15 protein-coding genes are annotated in these 17,083 nt (G+C 68.7%); 1 reads left to right on the top strand and 14 read right to left on the bottom strand.

Going from position 1 to position 17,083, the window contains the following annotated elements:
- Positions 1-158: 158 nt before the first annotated feature.
- From BHE97_RS09835 to BHE97_RS09800, 8 genes are all read right to left on the bottom strand, one after another.
- Entirely contained in the window at positions 159-2,093 is a 1,935-nt protein-coding gene (locus BHE97_RS09835; protein ID WP_201791400.1) for a primosome assembly protein PriA, read from the bottom strand.
- A 33-nt stretch (positions 2,094-2,126) separates the two neighbouring features.
- A complete protein-coding gene (locus tag BHE97_RS09830; RefSeq protein ID WP_087623851.1) occupies positions 2,127-2,705 on the bottom strand; it encodes a hypothetical protein in 579 nt (192 codons plus the stop codon).
- 75 nt (positions 2,706-2,780) lie between these two features.
- Positions 2,781-3,968 carry a methionine adenosyltransferase gene (gene metK, locus BHE97_RS09825; protein WP_087623850.1) on the bottom strand — a complete coding sequence of 396 codons (1,188 nt, stop codon included), beginning with the start codon at positions 3,966-3,968 and terminating at the stop codon, positions 2,781-2,783.
- 65 nt (positions 3,969-4,033) lie between these two features.
- Positions 4,034-5,242, bottom strand: coding sequence for a bifunctional phosphopantothenoylcysteine decarboxylase/phosphopantothenate--cysteine ligase CoaBC (gene coaBC / locus BHE97_RS09820; RefSeq protein WP_087623849.1), 1,209 nt, complete (start codon positions 5,240-5,242; stop codon positions 4,034-4,036).
- Positions 5,243-5,252: 10 nt separating this feature from the next.
- Positions 5,253-5,567, bottom strand: a complete 315-nt coding sequence (gene rpoZ / locus BHE97_RS09815; RefSeq protein WP_087623893.1) for a DNA-directed RNA polymerase subunit omega — start codon at positions 5,565-5,567, stop codon at positions 5,253-5,255.
- Positions 5,568-5,646: 79 nt separating this feature from the next.
- A complete protein-coding gene (gmk, locus tag BHE97_RS09810; protein ID WP_087623848.1) occupies positions 5,647-6,225 on the bottom strand; it encodes a guanylate kinase in 579 nt (192 codons plus the stop codon).
- Entirely contained in the window at positions 6,222-6,545 is a 324-nt protein-coding gene (mihF, locus tag BHE97_RS09805) for an integration host factor, actinobacterial type (RefSeq protein ID WP_087623847.1), read from the bottom strand. The genes gmk and mihF overlap by 4 nt, the downstream gene beginning before the upstream one ends.
- Positions 6,546-6,547: 2 nt before the next feature.
- The gene (locus BHE97_RS09800) at positions 6,548-6,997 is read right to left on the bottom strand and encodes a hypothetical protein (RefSeq protein WP_140400081.1); all 450 of its coding nucleotides are present in this window, start codon (positions 6,995-6,997) and stop codon (positions 6,548-6,550) included.
- A gap of 558 nt (positions 6,998-7,555) precedes the next feature.
- Here BHE97_RS09800 and BHE97_RS09795 point away from each other — a divergent pair.
- Positions 7,556-8,848, top strand: coding sequence for an HNH endonuclease signature motif containing protein (locus BHE97_RS09795; protein ID WP_087623845.1), 1,293 nt, complete (start codon positions 7,556-7,558; stop codon positions 8,846-8,848).
- Between the two features lie 38 nt (positions 8,849-8,886).
- On the opposite strand, the gene pyrF is transcribed toward BHE97_RS09795, so the two are convergent.
- From pyrF to pyrR, 6 genes are all read right to left on the bottom strand, one after another.
- A complete protein-coding gene (gene pyrF, locus BHE97_RS09790; RefSeq protein ID WP_087623844.1) occupies positions 8,887-9,708 on the bottom strand; it encodes an orotidine-5'-phosphate decarboxylase in 822 nt (273 codons plus the stop codon).
- Positions 9,705-13,031 (bottom strand): carbamoyl-phosphate synthase large subunit, encoded by a 3,327-nt coding sequence (carB, locus tag BHE97_RS09785; RefSeq protein ID WP_087623843.1) that lies wholly within the window; start codon positions 13,029-13,031, stop codon positions 9,705-9,707. Before carB ends, pyrF begins: the two co-directional genes overlap by 4 nt.
- Position 13,032: 1 nt before the next feature.
- Positions 13,033-14,169 carry a glutamine-hydrolyzing carbamoyl-phosphate synthase small subunit gene (carA, locus tag BHE97_RS09780; RefSeq protein ID WP_087623842.1) on the bottom strand — a complete coding sequence of 379 codons (1,137 nt, stop codon included), beginning with the start codon at positions 14,167-14,169 and terminating at the stop codon, positions 13,033-13,035.
- Positions 14,166-15,464, bottom strand: a complete 1,299-nt coding sequence (locus tag BHE97_RS09775; RefSeq protein ID WP_087623841.1) for a dihydroorotase — start codon at positions 15,462-15,464, stop codon at positions 14,166-14,168. The genes carA and BHE97_RS09775 overlap by 4 nt, the downstream gene beginning before the upstream one ends.
- A gap of 79 nt (positions 15,465-15,543) precedes the next feature.
- Positions 15,544-16,479 carry an aspartate carbamoyltransferase catalytic subunit gene (locus BHE97_RS09770; protein ID WP_087623892.1) on the bottom strand — a complete coding sequence of 312 codons (936 nt, stop codon included), beginning with the start codon at positions 16,477-16,479 and terminating at the stop codon, positions 15,544-15,546.
- Positions 16,480-16,484: 5 nt separating this feature from the next.
- Positions 16,485-17,060 carry a bifunctional pyr operon transcriptional regulator/uracil phosphoribosyltransferase PyrR gene (gene pyrR, locus BHE97_RS09765; protein WP_087623840.1) on the bottom strand — a complete coding sequence of 192 codons (576 nt, stop codon included), beginning with the start codon at positions 17,058-17,060 and terminating at the stop codon, positions 16,485-16,487.
- Between the last annotated feature and the right edge of the window lie 23 nt (positions 17,061-17,083).

The raw sequence follows: 17,083 nt of genomic DNA, 5'->3' as shown, positions 1-17,083 counted from the left end.
CTAGGCCGTCCGGTGGCACGGCGATCCCCTGGCGGTAGACCATCAACCTCATCGCCCGGCCGATGACGTTGCTGGCGTCCCGCTGCCGGGCTCGAAAGCGCGACCAGCGACCGCCACCGGAGCCGGAGCGGTTGACAGCCTGCCGCCACCGGGTGAGATCAGAAGTCGATCGGATCGACCTGCACCCGCCAGGCGGGCAGCTTGGCAGCGCTGCGCTGCGCGGACGCCTCTTTGACGAGACGGGCGAGCGCGAGGCCCTCACGGCGCGGTGCACGCAGGATCAATCGTTCACGCACGGCATCGACCGGCACCGGGCCCAGGATCTCCGTGTGCGGCGTCCAGTCACGTCGCGCCGACTCGGCCACCACCTCGGGTGCCGCGTCGATCGTCACCAACCGCCCGATCGGCGGCAGATGGGTCTCGGCCCGTTCCGCCAGCTGGCGGGCGGCGAGTCCGGCGGGATCGGCGCGGATCAGCGCCTGCAGGACGGCCGGGTCACCCACGGCCACCGCCCGCCCGTGATGCGCAGCGAGCGCGAGGGCGTTGAACCAACGCCGGTGTGACTCCTCGACGACGCGGACCTCGTCGCGTCCGAGCATCAGCCAGGTGTCCAGCAGCACGACCAGCGAATAGCCCCCGGGAACCACGGGTTCGGCTCCGGGCGTGGCCAGGACCAGCAGGTGCTCGTCGACGCCTGGCTCGACGGCGTCGAGCACCGACGAGCCCCCGGAGGTGACGACCCGATGGCTCGAGAATGCCTGCGCGAACTCCTCGGCCGTGCGCAACTGGCCGACGACGGGGGCGCGGAGCCGGTCGCTGCCGCAGGAGGAGCAGCGCCACTGCTCCTCCTGCGCACCGCACCAGCGACACGCGACCGGGGCATGCGCCGAGGTCTGCACGAGCGGCCCTTCGCAGTGCCGACAACGCGCGGGCGTCCGGCAGCTCTGGCAAGCCAGCGAACTGCGATAGCCACGACGCGGCACCTGTACAAGGACATGTCCGCCGCTGCCGCGGATCGCGGTGAAGACGTGCCGAGGGAGACGCACCGGCGCGGCCCCCATCTCGGTGCCGTCGGTGACCGTCACCTGCGGCCATTCACGACGACGCGCCGCCTGATCGCCACCGAGGTCGGCGCACCAGCGCGATTCCACCACCGACTGGGCCTCGACCGAACGCGCGTAAGAGGCGAGCAGCACTCCCGCATCCTCCTGCGCGGCGCGGGTCAGCAGGATCTCGCGCGCATGCGGATAGGGCGCACGCGGCTCGGCGAAGAGGTCGTCGCCGTCGTCCCACATCGCCACGAGCCCCAGATCGCGCACCGGTGCATAGGCGGCGGCACGGGTGCCCAGCACGATGGACACCTCGCCACGCGCCACGCGCACGAAGGAGCGATAGCGGACGGCGGGCTTCTCAGCCGCGGTCAACCGGACGTGCCGGCCTTCCCCCAGTACCTCGGTGAAGACCGCGTCCCAGCGCTCCACATCCCGGACATCGGGCACGCAGACGATCGCGCCGCGCCCCGAACGCGCTGCGGCCGCCACCGCCTCGGCGACCGCTCGCTCCGGCTCGTGCCGCGGCAGGACGGCGAGCACCGTGCGCGGCGAGCGTCCCGTGGCCAGCTCATGGACGAAGGCGGGCCCGTCGACATAGGGATACCAGGCGGCGCAGCCCGGATCATCCGGAGGCGGGGCGGGGTCGGCGGTGGGATGCGCCTCAGCACGAGCATGACGCGGCGGAATGGCGAGCCGGAGGACATCTGCGACGGTCCCGGCGTAGCGCTCGGCGACCGCACGCGCCAGGCGCAGCACCTCCGGCCGCAGCACCGACTCGGGCGACACGACCTTGTGCAGCGGCGCGAGCGTGCCCTGGTGATCGGTGGAGTCGGCGAGCTCGACCACGAAACCGTCGGCGAGCTTGCCGGCGAATCTCACCTTGACGCGACATCCCGGCTGCGCGTCCGCGGCCAGCTCCTCGGGCACTCGATAGTCGAACAGCCGGTCCAGGTGCGGCAGGGGCGAATCGATCAGCACCCGCGCGACCGAGGCAGGACCGCGAGCCGCCACCGCCTGGACCATCGCGAGCTGTTCCTCCACGCTGCGATTCTCCCAGCAGCCACCGACAGCGAATCAGCGCAGGTGACGCCGACGGACGACGAGCAGGACACACAGCAGCACGCTCAGCACCAGGACGTAGCCGGCGAAGGCCCACGCCGCCGGCTCCCAGGAGGTGATGGTCAGCAGCGTGATCACGGCACCGAGGCCGACGAGAGCATAGAAGGTCGCCTGCTCGGACCAGGGATCACGCCAGGCTTTGACGATCGTCGGCAGGGCCGCCACACCGTCCGCAACCACGGCGATGACGACGGCCACGGGCGCCTGACCGAGACCGACCCATACCCCGAGCGCCACCGCGGCCGTCGCCCCGCAGGCCAGGTCGAAGGGACCGACGATCGCGCGATGTCGCCCCGCCACGAGGCTCGCCACGACCACGACGAGAGGTCCGAGTCCCGCGGACAGCGTCGGCACCGCGGGCAGCCCCACCCCGGAGTCGAGCTGGGCGAGGAAGGCGATGAGCGGAGCGGCCGCCCACAGCGACCACGTCACCAGGTTCGGCGTAACTCGCCCGGCGACGGTCGCCGCCGCATATCGCAGGCTCCCGAACAGCCCGATCACCGCGCTGAGGAAGACCCAGTTCGGATCGAGCACGGTCGTCCCCTCAGACGCCGACGGCGGGAGAGATCAGATCTCTCCCGCCGTCGGCCTCACTCTCTCGCGGGGCGGTCAGCGGCCGGCCGCGGCGCGCAGGGCGTCGGCGCGATCCGTGGACTCCCAGGGCAGACCCGGGCGACCGAAGTGACCGTACGCCGCGGTCTGCGCGTAGATCGGGCGTAAGAGGTCCAGGTCGCGCACGATCGCGGCCGGACGCAGGTCGAAGACCTCGAGCACGGCCTCACGGATCGTGTCCACCGGAACGGTCTCGGTGCCGTAGGTGTCGACATAGAAGCCCACCGGGTGCGCGACGCCGATCGCATAGGCCACCTGCACCTCGGCCTTGCTGGCGAGTCCCGCGGCGACGATGTTCTTGGCGACCCAGCGCATCGCATAGGCAGCCGACCGGTCGACCTTGCTCGGGTCCTTGCCGGAGAACGCGCCACCGCCGTGACGCGCGTAGCCGCCATAGGTGTCGACGATGATCTTGCGACCGGTCAGGCCGGCATCGCCCATGGGCCCGCCGATGACGAACTTCCCAGTGGGGTTGATGTGCAGCTTGACGTCGCTGGCGTCGATGTCGTAGTCGGCGAGGACCACGTCGATGACGTGCTTCTTCAGATCGGCGGGGAGCTGGTTCTCCAGGTCCACGCCGTCCTCGTGCTGCGTGGAGATGACGATCGCCTCGACCCGCTTGGGCTTGTCGTCGTCCCCGTACTCGATGGTGACCTGGGTCTTGCCGTCCGGACGCAGATACGGCAGCGTGCCGTCCTTGCGGACCCGGGTCAGCTGCTCGGAGAGCCGGTGGGCGACGGTGATCGGCAACGGCATCAGCTCGGGGGTCTCGTCGATCGCGAAGCCGAACATGAGTCCCTGGTCGCCCGCGCCCTGGCGGTCCAGCGGGTCCTCCGAGACGCCGGTGCGTCCCTCGAAGGCGGTGTCGACGCCCTGCGCGATATCGGGCGACTGCGCGTCGAGGGTGACCTGCACGGCACAGGACTCACCGTCGAAGCCCTTGGTGGACGAGTCGTAGCCGATCTCCAGTACGCGGTCACGGGCGATGCGGGCGATATCGGCATAAGCCTCGGTGGTGACCTCGCCGCCGACCAGCACCAGACCGGTGGTCACGAAGGTCTCGGCCGCGACGCGGCTCTTGGGATCGACCGCGAGCAGGGCATCGAGGATGCTGTCGCTGATCTGATCGGCGATCTTGTCCGGGTGACCCTCGGTCACGGACTCGGAGGTGAACAAACGGCTCACGGTGAAGGACTCTCCTGATGATGGACGACGTCAGTACTGTACTAGCGCGCCGCCAGTCTGCCGGGTCATCCCAGTCGTTGGACGATCGTGTCCCAGATCGCGTCCGCGATCTCGGCCTTGGCCGCCCGCGCGAGCGGCTGCGCTGCACCATCGGCGGTCAGCAGGATGACCTCGTTGTCGTCGGCTCCGAAGACCGCTCCGGCGCTGACATCGTTGACGACCAGCAGATCGCAGCCCTTGCGGGCCAGCTTGGCACGTGCATGCTCGATGACGCTGGCGTCCTCGTCACCGGTCTCGGCAGCGAATCCGGCGATGAACGGTTCACTGGAGCCGTTCGGGCGCGAGCGCACCAGTTCGGCGAGGACATCGGGATTCTCGACCAGTTCGATGGTCGGCGCTTGGCCCCCGGGGACCTTCTTGATCTTGGCAGCGGCATAGCTGGCCGGACGGAAGTCGGCGGGGGCGGCGGCCATGACGACTGCGTCCGCACTCGCGGCGGCCTTCACGACCGCGTCACGCAGCTCCGCGGTCGTGACGACATCGACACGCTCGACACCGGCCGGCGCGGGGAGGGAGACGTTGGCCGCCACCAGGGTCACCTCTGCTCCTCGCGCGGCAGCCGCCTGCGCGAGCGCGAGGCCCTGGCGCCCCGAAGAGCGATTGCCGAGAAAGCGCACGGGATCGAGGAACTCACGTGTGCCCCCGGCACTGACGACGACCCTCCGGCCGGTCAGGTCCTGAGGACGGCCGGCGAGCACCCGCAGGCAGACGGCGAAGATGTCCTCGGGCTCGGGCAGGCGGCCGGCCCCCGAATCCGCCCCCGTTAGACGTCCGACGGCCGGTTCGATGACGGTCGAGCCCCGCTCACGCAAGGTGGCGACATTGGCCCGGGTCGCGGCGTTCTCCCACATCTCGGTGTGCATCGCCGGGGCGAAGACGACCGGACAGCGGGCGGTGAGCAGCGTATTGGTGAGCAGATCGTCGGCGAGACCGTGCGCCGCCTTGGCGAGGGTATTGGCCGTCACAGGAGCCACCACGACGAGATCGGCGTGCTGCCCGATCGCGACGTGCGGCACCTGCGGCACGTTCTCGAAGGTGCCGGTCTGCACCGGCCGGCCCGAGAGCGCCTCCCAGGTGGCCGCGCCGACGAATTCGAGCGCGGCCTCGGTGGGAACGACCCGCACCTCGTGACCGGCCTCGGTGAACAGCCTCAGAAGCAGCGCCGCCTTATAGGCCGCCACCCCCCCGCTGACCCCCAGGACGATCGAGCTCATGGGTGAGAGATCAGCTCTCGCTGGCGGCGTCGCGCGCCGCCTGGGCGGCAGCCGCCTCGGCCTCGGGGTCGATGTCCTCGACGGTCAGGAGGTTCTCATTGATCTCGCGCAGCGCGATCGAGAGCGGCTTCTCCTGCACCTCGGTCTCCAGCAGCGGACCGACGTACTCGAGCAGGCCCTCGCCGAGCTGCGAGTAGTAGGCGTTGATCTGTCGGGCCCGCTTGGCGCTGTAGAGCACCAGCTTGTACTTGGAATCAGTCTTCTCGAGCAGGTCGTCGATGGGAGGGTTGGTGATGCCTTCGGCGGCGGAACGGGTGGTGGACACGAAGATCCGCACCTCTCGTGGTCGGTGTGCAGGGCGAGCGCGGCGACGGTCGTGCGCGACGGCGGACAGGGCCGCGTGGCTATTCGGCGGTCGAGGAGCTCATGTTCGAGAACAACTCTACCAACTCCGCGCACGCCTCATCGACATTGGTATTGACGATCGTGACATCGAACTCGGCTTGTGCTGCCAGTTCCTCGCGCGCGGTCTGCAGGCGACGTTCACGTTCAGCCGCGGTCTCGGTGCCACGGCCGACCAGGCGGCGCACCAGCTCGTCCCAGCTGGGGGGCGCAAGGAACACCATGAGCGCCTCGGGCATGCGCTCGCGTACTTGTCGAGCGCCCTGCAGGTCGATCTCGAGCAGAGCGGGCTTTCCGGCCGCCAGCCGCTCCTCGACGGCCGCCCGGGGTGTCCCGTACCGGTGCCGCCCGTGCACGACGGCCCATTCGAGCAGTCCGTCCTCCGCGACGAGCCGGTCGAACTCCTCGTCGGTGACGAACCAGTAGTGCCGTCCGTCGACCTCACCGGGACGCGGCGCCCGAGTGGTCACCGAGACGGAGATCCAGATATCGGGGCGGGTCTCGCGGACGCGCGCGGCGACCGTGCCCTTGCCGACCGCCGTGGGTCCCGCGAGGACCACCAAGCGCGAACGCGCCGTCATCGGCCGCGGCGCGCGAACTCGGCGACGAGGTCACGTCGCTGGTGGGGCCCGAGACCCCGCAATCGACGCGACTCGGCGATGCCGAGCCGGTCCATGATCTCCTTGGCGGTGATCTTGCCGACACCGGGCATCGATTGCAGGAGGTCGAGGACCTTGATCTTGGCGATCGCCTCGTCGGAACCGGCGAGTTTCAGCACCTCGCCGATCGAGGCACCCGAGTGCTTGAGGCGGTTCTTGACCTCGGCGCGCGCCACCCGCGCACGGGCCGCTTTGGCCAACGCCTCGCGGCGCTGCTCATCGGACAAGGGGGGCAGGGCCATCGCTACTCCTTCGCCTCCGGCTGCTCGAGGGTGACGCCGCACTGGTCGTCGATATCGGCGACCACGGCCCGACGCTGCTCGACCGTGTCGTTGAACGCCTGGTAGGACGCGTTGAGCGCGTCGCGCTGCTCCTGGGACAGCTGCGCCACGGTGTCGGAGTCGCCCATGCTCTCCAACGGTACGCCCGCCTCGGACTGCGCGGCGATGACGCCGTCGGTGACCTCGGCGATCGTCTCCCAGTCGGGCGCGATGGACTCCGGTGCCGCCTCCGCGATCTCGGTGGCCGCGGCTGCGTAGTCGGCATAGGCGGCATCGGTGCGCTCGGCTCCGAAGGAGTTCAGGGTCTCCTCATGCTCCTTGACGGCGTCGCAGTACGGATCGCTGCCGAAGCAGCCCGACAACGTCGTCGTCGCCAGCAGCACGACGGCTGCACCAACCCAGCGGTTCCTCACTCCCACGACCCTACTAGGTCGCGCCGGGCGCCCAGTGCTCGGTGAACGCCGTGTCCGGACTGGCTGATGATCGACGACCCGCGGAACTCGGTCGCCGCACGAAATCGGTCAGCAGTCAGCCTTCGATCACCGAGGGCGGTTGACTACGCACCGAGATCGAGCTCGGGCGCATGGCGGTGAGCTGTCAACCACCGACGGCCGCTCTCCTGCCGTTCGCCGGAGGAAGGGCGACGCAGGATGTGCTTTCACGGCTGCCAGGACGACCACGAAAGCACATCCTGCGTGAACGGTCCGCAACGAGGCGGATAACCGGATCATCCCCGCTTGCGCGGGGAGCACAAGGCGCTGACGTCGAGGACGGACGTGCGGCAGGGATCATCCCCGCCTGCGCGGGCCGGTTTCAGCATCACTTTTCTACCACGCGACCGTCACAACGAAAGCCAGTTTGGGGTGGGTGTGGATGACGGCAGAAAGTGTCGGCAGGGTGCTCTAAAGTAGGATCCAGATCGAACACCAGTTCGACATCAAATGGGTTTCACTGTTAGGGGGTGAGCAGGGATGGTCGCAGCACTCAGCGAACCCACACCATTGGGTGCGGAGCTTGCCGCGCTGCAGGGGGTGATCGGCAGGCTCGATCCCCTCGTCCGGTCCGGGCTCACCCCCGCCGACGCACAACACCTCACGAGCGAGGTGGGGCGGGTGAAGAACCGGCTCGACGCGCTGACGGTGCGGGCGGCGCGGGTGATCCACGACAGCCGCCTCGCCCGCAGGCAAGGCGCCGCCAGTACCGGTGACCTGCTCGGACGCGACCTGGGTAACGACCGCACGGCCGGGAACCGGTTGCTCGGTATGGCCCGCGATGTCCCCGAGGAATCGCTCACCGACCAGGCCTTGTCGGCGGGTGATCTGACACTGGCCCAGGCTCGGATCATCACCGATGGGTTGAAGAACCTTCCCGGGAACACCACCGACGAGCAGCGGGTCACCGCAGAGCGGACTCTGATTGCCGATGCGCGGCGGTTTACGCCCAAGGACCTGCGCGCCCGGGCGGACCGGATCGCCGACCAATGGGCCGACAAGCCCACCGTGGATCGCCACGAATCGGAGCTGCTGGTCGAGCGGGAACAGCGCGCCTGGAACGCCACCCGCCTGTCCATGTGGGCGAATGGTGACGGCACCACCAGTGGGCGGTTCACCATCCCGGATGCGCAGGCAGCGATGTTGAAGACCGTGCTGGACGCCTACGCGTCACCGCGCCGCGCCGGCATGCTCGGACGCGAGATCGACGACTACGCCACCCGCGTCGGACAAGGATTCTGCGAGCTCATCGAACGCGTCCCCACCGACCGGCTCCCGAACCACGGCGGCAACAACGTCCTCGTCACCGTCAACATGAACCTCGAAGATTTGGAAGGCCGGATCGAGGACGCCGCACCCGGGACCATCACCACCGACGGCACCAGAATGAGCCCCGGACAGGTCAGAAGACTGGCCTGCGACGCGAAGTTACTCCCCCAAGTTTTCGGGGGCGAATCGGTTCCCCTCGACCTCGGACGAGAAGAACGACTCTTCACCCGGTATCAGCGGATCGCGATCGCCAACCGCGACCACGGATGCGCTGCCCCGGACTGTGATCGCCCGCCGGGATGGTGTGAAGCCCATCATGGGGATAGAACCTGGGCAGACGGCGGCTCCACGAATCTGAAAGACGCCATCCCCGTGTGCGCGGAGCACCACCGACAAATCCACACCGGACACCTCGAATGCCGCCTCAACCCCCACGACGGCATCCCCGAATTCCGACGACCCGGAACCCGACAATGGAAACGCAACCACCGATGGCGACCATGAGCGCGCCGAGGATCGAGGTCGCGCCGAGCGGGGACGAGTCAGCCGCGGGTCAGCTGCTCGTTGAGGTCGGCGGCAGCGGCGCGCAGGGCGCCTACGTCAGGGCCGGCGGAGAGCACACCGCGCGAGGTCGAGACCAGCAGCCGCTCGGTGGGCAGGTGCCCGAACAGGCGGTCAAGGTCGTCTGTCCCCCCGCCCTGCGCGCCGAAACCCGGGATGAGCAGCGGACCGCCGATATCGAGATCCTCATCGGTCGCGCCGATGGTGGCACCCACGACGGCACCCAGCGGCCCCATCGGCGTCAGACCCTCGTTGGCGGCCTTGAGCTGCGCGAGCACCGAGCCGGCCACGGTGCGACCGGACTCCGTCACGGCATGCTGGACCTGCGGTGCCTCCGGATTCGAGGTCAACGCGAGCACGAACACTCCCGCATCGTTCAACTCGGCGGCCGCGAAGAACGGCGTCAGCGTGCCGAAGCCCAGATACGGGCTCACCGTGACGGCATCCACCGCCATCGGCGAGTCCTCGTCCAGATAGGCCGTCGCATAGGCCGCGGCGGTCGAGCCTATGTCACCGCGCTTGATATCGAGGATCACCAACGAACCGGTGTGTCGCAGGTCGGCGATCGTACGCTCCAGTACCGCCACACCCCGCGAGCCGAAGCGCTCGAAGAAGGCGGACTGGGGCTTGACGAAGGCGACCTGCCCGGCGAAAGCCTCGACACAGGTCGCGGCGAACCGTTCCAGACCCTCGACGGAGTCCTCCAGCCCCCACTGCTCCAACAGCCCCGGGTGCGGATCGATGCCCACGCAGACCGGTCCGTACGCCTGCGACGCGGCCTGGACCCGCGACCCGAAACTCATGCCGACCGTCCTTCGCCGATCGATGCCGCCCAGGACTGCAACGATCGCACGCCGATCGATGACGCGATCTGGGTCTCGATGCCCTGCACGGCCGCCGCGAGGCCTTGCACCGTCGTGATGCAGGGGATGCCCTCGGCCACCGCCGCCGTGCGGATCTCGTAACCGTCCACACGCGGGCTGCCACCGCTGGTGATGCCGTGCGGGGTGTTGATGATCAGCTGCACGTCACGGGCGTGGATCTTGTCCACCACCGTGCTGCGCGCACTGTCGACGTCCTCACCCTCGTGGAGCTTGCGCAGGACGGTCGCCTGGACGCCGTTGCGGCGCAGCACCTCGGCCGTGCCGGTCGTGGCGAGGATCTCGAAGCCGAGATCGGCCAGCCGCTTGACCGGGAAGATCATGTGCCGCTTGTCACGATTGGCGACCGAGACGAAGACCTTGCCCGAGGTCGGCAGCCCGTTCTGCGCACCCGCCTGGCTCTTGGCATAGGCCGCCCCGTAGTAGGCGTCGATGCCCATGACCTCGCCCGTGGACCGCATCTCCGGACCCAGCACCGTGTCGACATAGGTGCCCTCATAGGTGCGGAACCGGTTGAACGGCATCACCGCCTCCTTGACCGCGATCGGCGCCTCGATCGGCAGACTCCCCCCGTCATTCCCCTCCGGGAGCACGCCGGCGGCCCGTAGCTCGGCGATCGACTCACCGAGCATCAGCCGCGCGGCGGCCTTGGCCAGCGGCGTGGCCGTCGCCTTGGAGACGAAGGGGACAGTGCGCGACGCGCGCGGATTGGCCTCCAGCACGAACAGGGTGTCCGAGCTCAAGGCGAACTGGATGTTGATGAGCCCGCGGACGCCGACCCCGGCAGCGATCGCCTCGGTGGAGGCACGGATCTTGTCGATCTCCAGCTGTCCGAGGGTGATCGGCGGCAGCACGCACGCGGAGTCGCCCGAGTGAACCCCGGCCTCCTCGATGTGCTCCATGATGCCGCCCAAGAACAGTTCCTGACCGTCGTACAGGGCATCGACATCGATCTCGACCGCGTCATCGAGGAAGCGATCGACGAGAACCGGGCGCTCCGGCGAGATCTCGGTGGCGGTACGGATATAGCTCTTGAGCGCCTCCTCGTCGTACACGATCTCCATGCCGCGTCCGCCGAGCACATAGGACGGACGGACGAGCACGGGGTAGCCGATCTCGTCGGCGACCCGCTTGGCTCCCTCGAAGGTCGTGGCGGTGCCGTGCTTGGGCGCCGGCAGGCCGGCCTCCTCCAGCACCCGCCCGAAGGCACCTCGCTCCTCCGCGAGGTCGATGGCCGCGGGGGGCGTCCCGACGATGGGTACGCCGGCGGCCTCCAGCCCGGCGGCAAGCCCCAACGGCGTCTGTCCGCCGAGCTGCACGATGACCCCTGCGACCGGACCGGCCTGCTGCTCGGCGTGGACGACTTCCAAGACGTCCTCGAGCGTCAACGGCTCGAAGTACAGCCGGTCGCTGGTGTCGTAGTCGGTGGAGACGGTCTCGGGATTGCAGTTGACCATGACCGTCTCGTAACCGGCCTCGCTGAGCGCGAGGGCGGCGTGAACGCAGGAGTAGTCGAACTCGATCCCCTGGCCGATGCGGTTCGGGCCGCTGCCGAGGATCAGCACGGCGGGACGCTCGCGCGGCTCGACCTCGGTCTCCTCGTCATAGGACGAGTAGTGGTACGGCGTCTGCGCGGCGAACTCCGCGGCACAGGTGTCGACGGTCTTGTAGACCGGGCGCACGCCGAGGGCGTGCCGCACCCCGCGCACGACGTCGGCCGACATCGCCCGGATCCGGCCGAGCTGGCTGTCACTGAAACCGTGCCGCTTGGCCCGGCGCAACAGCCCCGGCGACAGCTCCTCGGCCTCGATGAGCTCCTGGGCGACCTCGTTGATGAGCATGAGCTGGTCGACGAACCACGGGTCGATGCCGGTGGCGTCGAAGACATCGTCCGGGGTCGCGCCGGCGCGGATGGCGTCCATGACCTTCTTGAGCCGCCCGTCGTGCGGGACAGCGATCTCGGCGAGGAGCGTGTCCTTGTCGAGGTCGACCCACTCCTTGGTCCAGTCGAACTCCGCGCCGCTGCGCTCCAGCGAACGCAGGGCCTTCTGCAGGGCTTCGGTGAAATTGCGGCCGATCGCCATCGCCTCGCCGACGGACTTCATATGTGTCGTCAACGTCGCATCGGCTGCCGGGAACTTCTCGAAGGCGAAGCGCGGCACCTTGACCACGACGTAGTCGAGGGTCGGCTCGAAGGAGGCCGGGGTCTCGGCGGTGATGTCATTGGGGATCTCGTCGAGGGTGTAGCCGATGGCGACCTTGGCGGCGATCTTGGCGATCGGGAAGCCGGTGGCCTTCGAGGCCAGGGCGCTCGACCGGGACACGCGCGGGTTCATCTCGATGACGACGACGCGTCCTGTCGCCGGGTCGACCGCGAACTGGATATTGCAGCCACCGGTGTCGACGCCCACCTCGCGGATGACGCCGATCGAGATATCGCGCAGCCGCTGGTACTCGACATCGGTCAGAGTCATGGCGGGAGCGACCGTGATCGAGTCGCCCGTGTGCACGCCGACCGGGTCGACATTCTCGATCGAGCACACGATCACGACATTGTCGGCCTTGTCGCGCATGACCTCCAGCTCGTACTCCTTCCACCCGAGGATGGATTCCTCCAGGAGCACTTCCGTAGTGGGGCTGAGCGCGAGGCCGTTGCCGGCGATGCGGTGCAGGTCGGCCTCGTCATAGGCCAGCCCGGAGCCCGAGCCACCCATCGTGAACGAGGGGCGCACCACCACGGGGTAGCCGAGTTCGCCGACCGCCTCAAGGCATTCCTCCATCGAGTGGCAGATCGCGCTCTTGGCGACCTCGGCACCCCACTCGGGCGGCAGGCCCTCGACGATCTCCTTGAAGATCTCGCGGTTCTCGCCCTTCTCGATGGCCTCGACCGAGGCGCCGATGAGCTCTACGCCGTATTTCTCCAGCACCCCGTTGTCGTGCAGGGCGATCGCGGCGTTGAGGGCGGTCTGTCCGCCGAGGGTCGGCAGCAGGGCATCGGGGCGCTCCGCGGCGATGACCTTCTCGACGAAGTCCGGCGTGATCGGCTCGACATAGGTGGCATCGGCGAACTCCGGATCGGTCATGATGGTCGCGGGATTGGAGTTCACCAAGATGACCCGGATGCCCTCGTCACGCAGCACGCGGCACGCCTGGGTGCCTGAGTAGTCGAACTCGCACGCCTGGCCGATGACGATCGGGCCGGAGCCGATGACGAGGACGGACTGGATGTCGTTCCGCTTGGGCATGTCAGACCGTCCCCTCGGACATGGTGGTGGAGCGGCTCATGGTCTCGACGAACCGATCGAACAGATAGGCGGCATCGTGCGGGCCCGCTGCCGCCTCGGGGTGGTACTGGACACTGAAGCCGGGCTGCTCGCGCAGTGCGAGCCCTTCGACCACATCGTCATTGAGGCCGACGTGCGTGACGTGCGCGGGCCCGAAGGGCGTCTCGAAGTCGGTGTCGAGCGGCGCGTCGACCGCGAAACCGTGGTTGTGCGCGGTGACCTCGACCTTGCCGGTGGTGCGGTCCTGCACAGGCTGGTTGATGCCGCGGTGCCCGTAGGCCAGCTTGTACGTGCCCCGCCCGAGGGCGCGACCGAAGATCTGATTGCCGAGGCAGATCCCGAAGAAGGGGATCTTGCGTTCCAGCACTCCGCGCACCACCTCGACCGGGCGGTCGGCGGTCGCGGGATCACCGGGTCCGTTGGAGACGAAGACGCCATCGGGGTCGACGGCGAGGACATCGTCGATGGTCGACGTGGCCGGCAGTACATGGACCTCGATACCGCGTTCGGCCATGCGCCGGGGGGTCATGCCCTTGATGCCGAGGTCCAGTGCGGCGACGGTGTACCGCTTCTCCCCCACCGCCGGGACGACATAGGCCTCGGGGGTGGTGACGTCCGCGAGGAAGTTCGAGCCCTCCATCGGAGGGGCCTCGTTGACCTGCAGCACGAGTGCATCGGTGTCGAGGGTCTCGCTACTGATCGCGGCCCGCATCGAGCCGCGTTCGCGCAGGTGCCGGGTCAGTGCCCGCGTGTCGACGCCGCTGATACCCACGACCCCCTCGTCGCGCAGCAGCTCATCGAGGCTGCGATCGGCGCGCCAGCTCGAAAAACGCCGCGCGGGATCGCGCACGACATATCCGTCGACCCAGACACGGCGGGACTCGAAGTCCTCGGCATTCGCCCCCGTGTTGCCGATATGCGGGGCGGTCATGACGACGATCTGCCCACGGTACGAGGGATCGGTCAATGTCTCCTGGTAGCCGGTCATGCCCGTGTTGAAGACGATCTCGGCGATGGTGGTGCCCTGGGCGCCATAGGACTCGCCGTGGAAGACGCGGCCGTCCTCCAGGACGATCACGGCGGGGATGCTCTCAGTCATGCGGAGACCTCCTGCTCGACGAGGGTGCCGTCCAGGACGGTCGGACGGCCGCGCAGCAGTGTGGCGACGACCCGGCCGGGCAACTCGATCCCCGTATAGGGGGTGTTACGGGACAGCGAGGCGGTGTCCGCCGGCTCGACCACGCGGGTCGCCGACGGATCGTAGAGGACGATATTGGCCGGCTCACCGACGGCCAACGGCCGTCCGTGCCGCTCGACGCGGCCGATGCGCGCGGGAGCCGCGGACATCGCCTCGGCCACGCGATCCCAGCCGATCGCGCCGGTGTCGACCATCGTCTGCTGCACGATCGACAGCGCGGTCTCCAGGCCGAGCATGCCGAAGGCGGCGACATCCCATTCGCACTCCTTGTCCTCCATCGGATGTGGTGCGTGGTCGGTGGCGACGATGTCGATGGTGCCGTCGGCCAGCCCCTCGCGGACGGCGGCGACGTCATCGGCACTGCGCAACGGCGGGTTGACCTTGTAGATAGGGTCGTAGCTCCGCACCAGCTCGTCGGTCAGCAGCAGGTGGTGCGGGGTCACCTCGGCGGTGACGTCGATACCGCGGCTCTTGGCCCAGCGCACGATCTCGACCGAGCCGCGCGTGGACAGATGGCACACGTGAAGTCGCGAGCCGACGTGCTCGGCGAGCAGGACGTCACGGGCGATGATCGCCTCCTCGGCGACCGCGGGCCAGCCGGCGAGGCCCAGCTCACCGGACAGCGCGCCCTCGTTCATCTGCGCGCCCTCGGTGAGCCGCGGCTCCTGGGCGTGCTGGGCGATGACTCCGTCGAAGGCCTTGACGTATTCCAGCGCCCTCCGCATCAGCACCGCATCGGACACGCACTTGCCGTCATCGGAGAACACCCGGACCCCGGCGGCAGAGGTGGCCATGGCGCCCAGCTCGGCGAGGCGCTCCCCCTCCAGGCCCACCGTCACGGCGCCGATCGGCTGCACGTCGCAGAAACCGTGCTCGACGCCCAGCCGGTACACCTGCTCGACGACACCGGCGGTGTCGGCGACGGGCTCGGTATTGGCCATCGCGTGCACACAGGTGAATCCACCTCGTGCGGCGGCCTGGGACCCGGTGCGGACGGTCTCGGCATCCTCACGTCCGGGTTCGCGCAGGTGCGTATGCAGGTCGACGAGGCCGGGCAGCGCGAGACAGCCGCCGCCCTCGATGACCTCATCGCCCTCGAGGCCGGTGCCGATGGCGGTGATGAGGCCGTCCTCGATGGCGATGTCGACGGGCTCCCCGCCCAGGGGGCGCACCCGGCGCAGAATGATAGTGGTCATGCCGTCACCGCCTGAAAGAAACCGCACCATAGGCGGTACCGGCATGACGTAGTGTCCATTGTTCGCTCGCTCCGCTCGCTCATGCCATCTCCTCGTTCTCGGCACCGCCGAGCAGTAGATATAGGACGGCCATCCGCACGGCGACGCCGTTGGTGACCTGTTCGACGATCACCGAGCGCGGCGAGTCCGCGACATCGGCCGTGATCTCCATGCCCCGGTTCATCGGACCCGGGTGCATGACGATCGCATGATCCGGCAGCCGGCTCATGCGCGCGGTGTCCAGCCCATAGCGACGGCTGTACTCCCGGGCGCTCGGGAAGAACGAGGCGTTCATCCGCTCCCGCTGCACTCGCAGCATCATGACGGCATCGGCCTTCTCCAGGCTGTCGTCGAGATCATAGGAGCAGGTCACCGGCCAGCTCTCGACGCCGACTGGAAGGAGCGTGGGCGGCGCGACGAGTGTGACATCGGCACCGAGCGTGTGCAGCAGCAACGCGTTGGAGCGGGCGACCCGGCTGTGCAGGACGTCACCGACGATGGTGACGCTCTTGTCCGAGAGATCGCCGAGATGACGGCGCATCGTGAAGGCATCGAGCAGCGCCTGCGTGGGGTGCTCGTGCATGCCGTCACCCGCGTTGACCACAGCGCCGCTCATCCAGCGGTTGGTGGCGAGCCGGTGCGGCGCTCCCGAGGCGGGATGCCGGATCACCACGGCGTCCGCGCCCATCGCCTGCAGGGTGAGAGCGGTGTCCTTGAGGCTCTCGCCCTTGCTGACACTCGACCCCTTGGCCGAGAAGTTGATGACATCCGCGGACAATCTCTTGGCGGCGGCCTCGAAGGAGATGCGCGTCCGCGTCGAGTCCTCGAAGAAGAGGTTCACGACCGTGCGGCCGCGGAGCGTGGGCAGCTTCTTGATCGGTCGCTGAGCGACGCCGAGCAGCTCCTCGGCGGTGTCGAGCACGCGCGTGGCGGCCTCGTGGTCCAGGTCGGCGGCGGAGAGCAGGTGCCGGGGCATCGCCATCAGGACCCACCTCCCACGATCGTGACCGAATCGGGTTCGTCGTCGTGATCGGCGAGGCGGACCCTCACCTTCTCGGCCAGCGACGTGGGGAGGTTCTTGCCGACGAAATCGGCGCGGATCGGCAGCTCGCGGTGTCCGCGATCGACGAGGACGGCCAGCTGGACCGCCTGCGGGCGACCGAGGTCGTTGAGCGCGTCGAGGGCGGCGCGGATCGTGCGGCCGCTGAACAGCACGTCATCGATGAGCACGACGGTCTTGCCGTCGATGTCCTCGGGGATCGAGGTGTGCTCCAGGGCCCGGGCGGGGCGCATCCGCAGGTCGTCGCGGTACATCGTGACGTCGAGGGAGCCCGGCGTGATGGTGCGGCCTTCGACCTCGCTCATCCGCTCGGCGATGCGCCGGGCGAGGTGAACTCCGCGGGTGGGGATCCCCAGCAGCAGCACATCGCAGGAGTCACGATTGCGTTCGAGGATCTCGTGGGTGATGCGAGTGAGTGCGCGGGAGATGTCCTGGTCGTCGAGGACGGTGCGCGCGGGGATGTCGTCAGGCGTGGGCGTGTCGGCGGACACCACCATGCTGACCTCCTTCTCCGCCTCAC

Origin of the sequence: Aeromicrobium sp. PE09-221, assembly GCF_002174305.1 — a bacterium.
In the GTDB taxonomy this organism is placed as follows: Bacteria; Actinomycetota; Actinomycetes; order Propionibacteriales; family Nocardioidaceae; genus Aeromicrobium.
The sequence above is the reverse complement of the archived record's forward strand: the minus strand, read 5'-3'. Positions and strand labels throughout refer to the sequence as shown.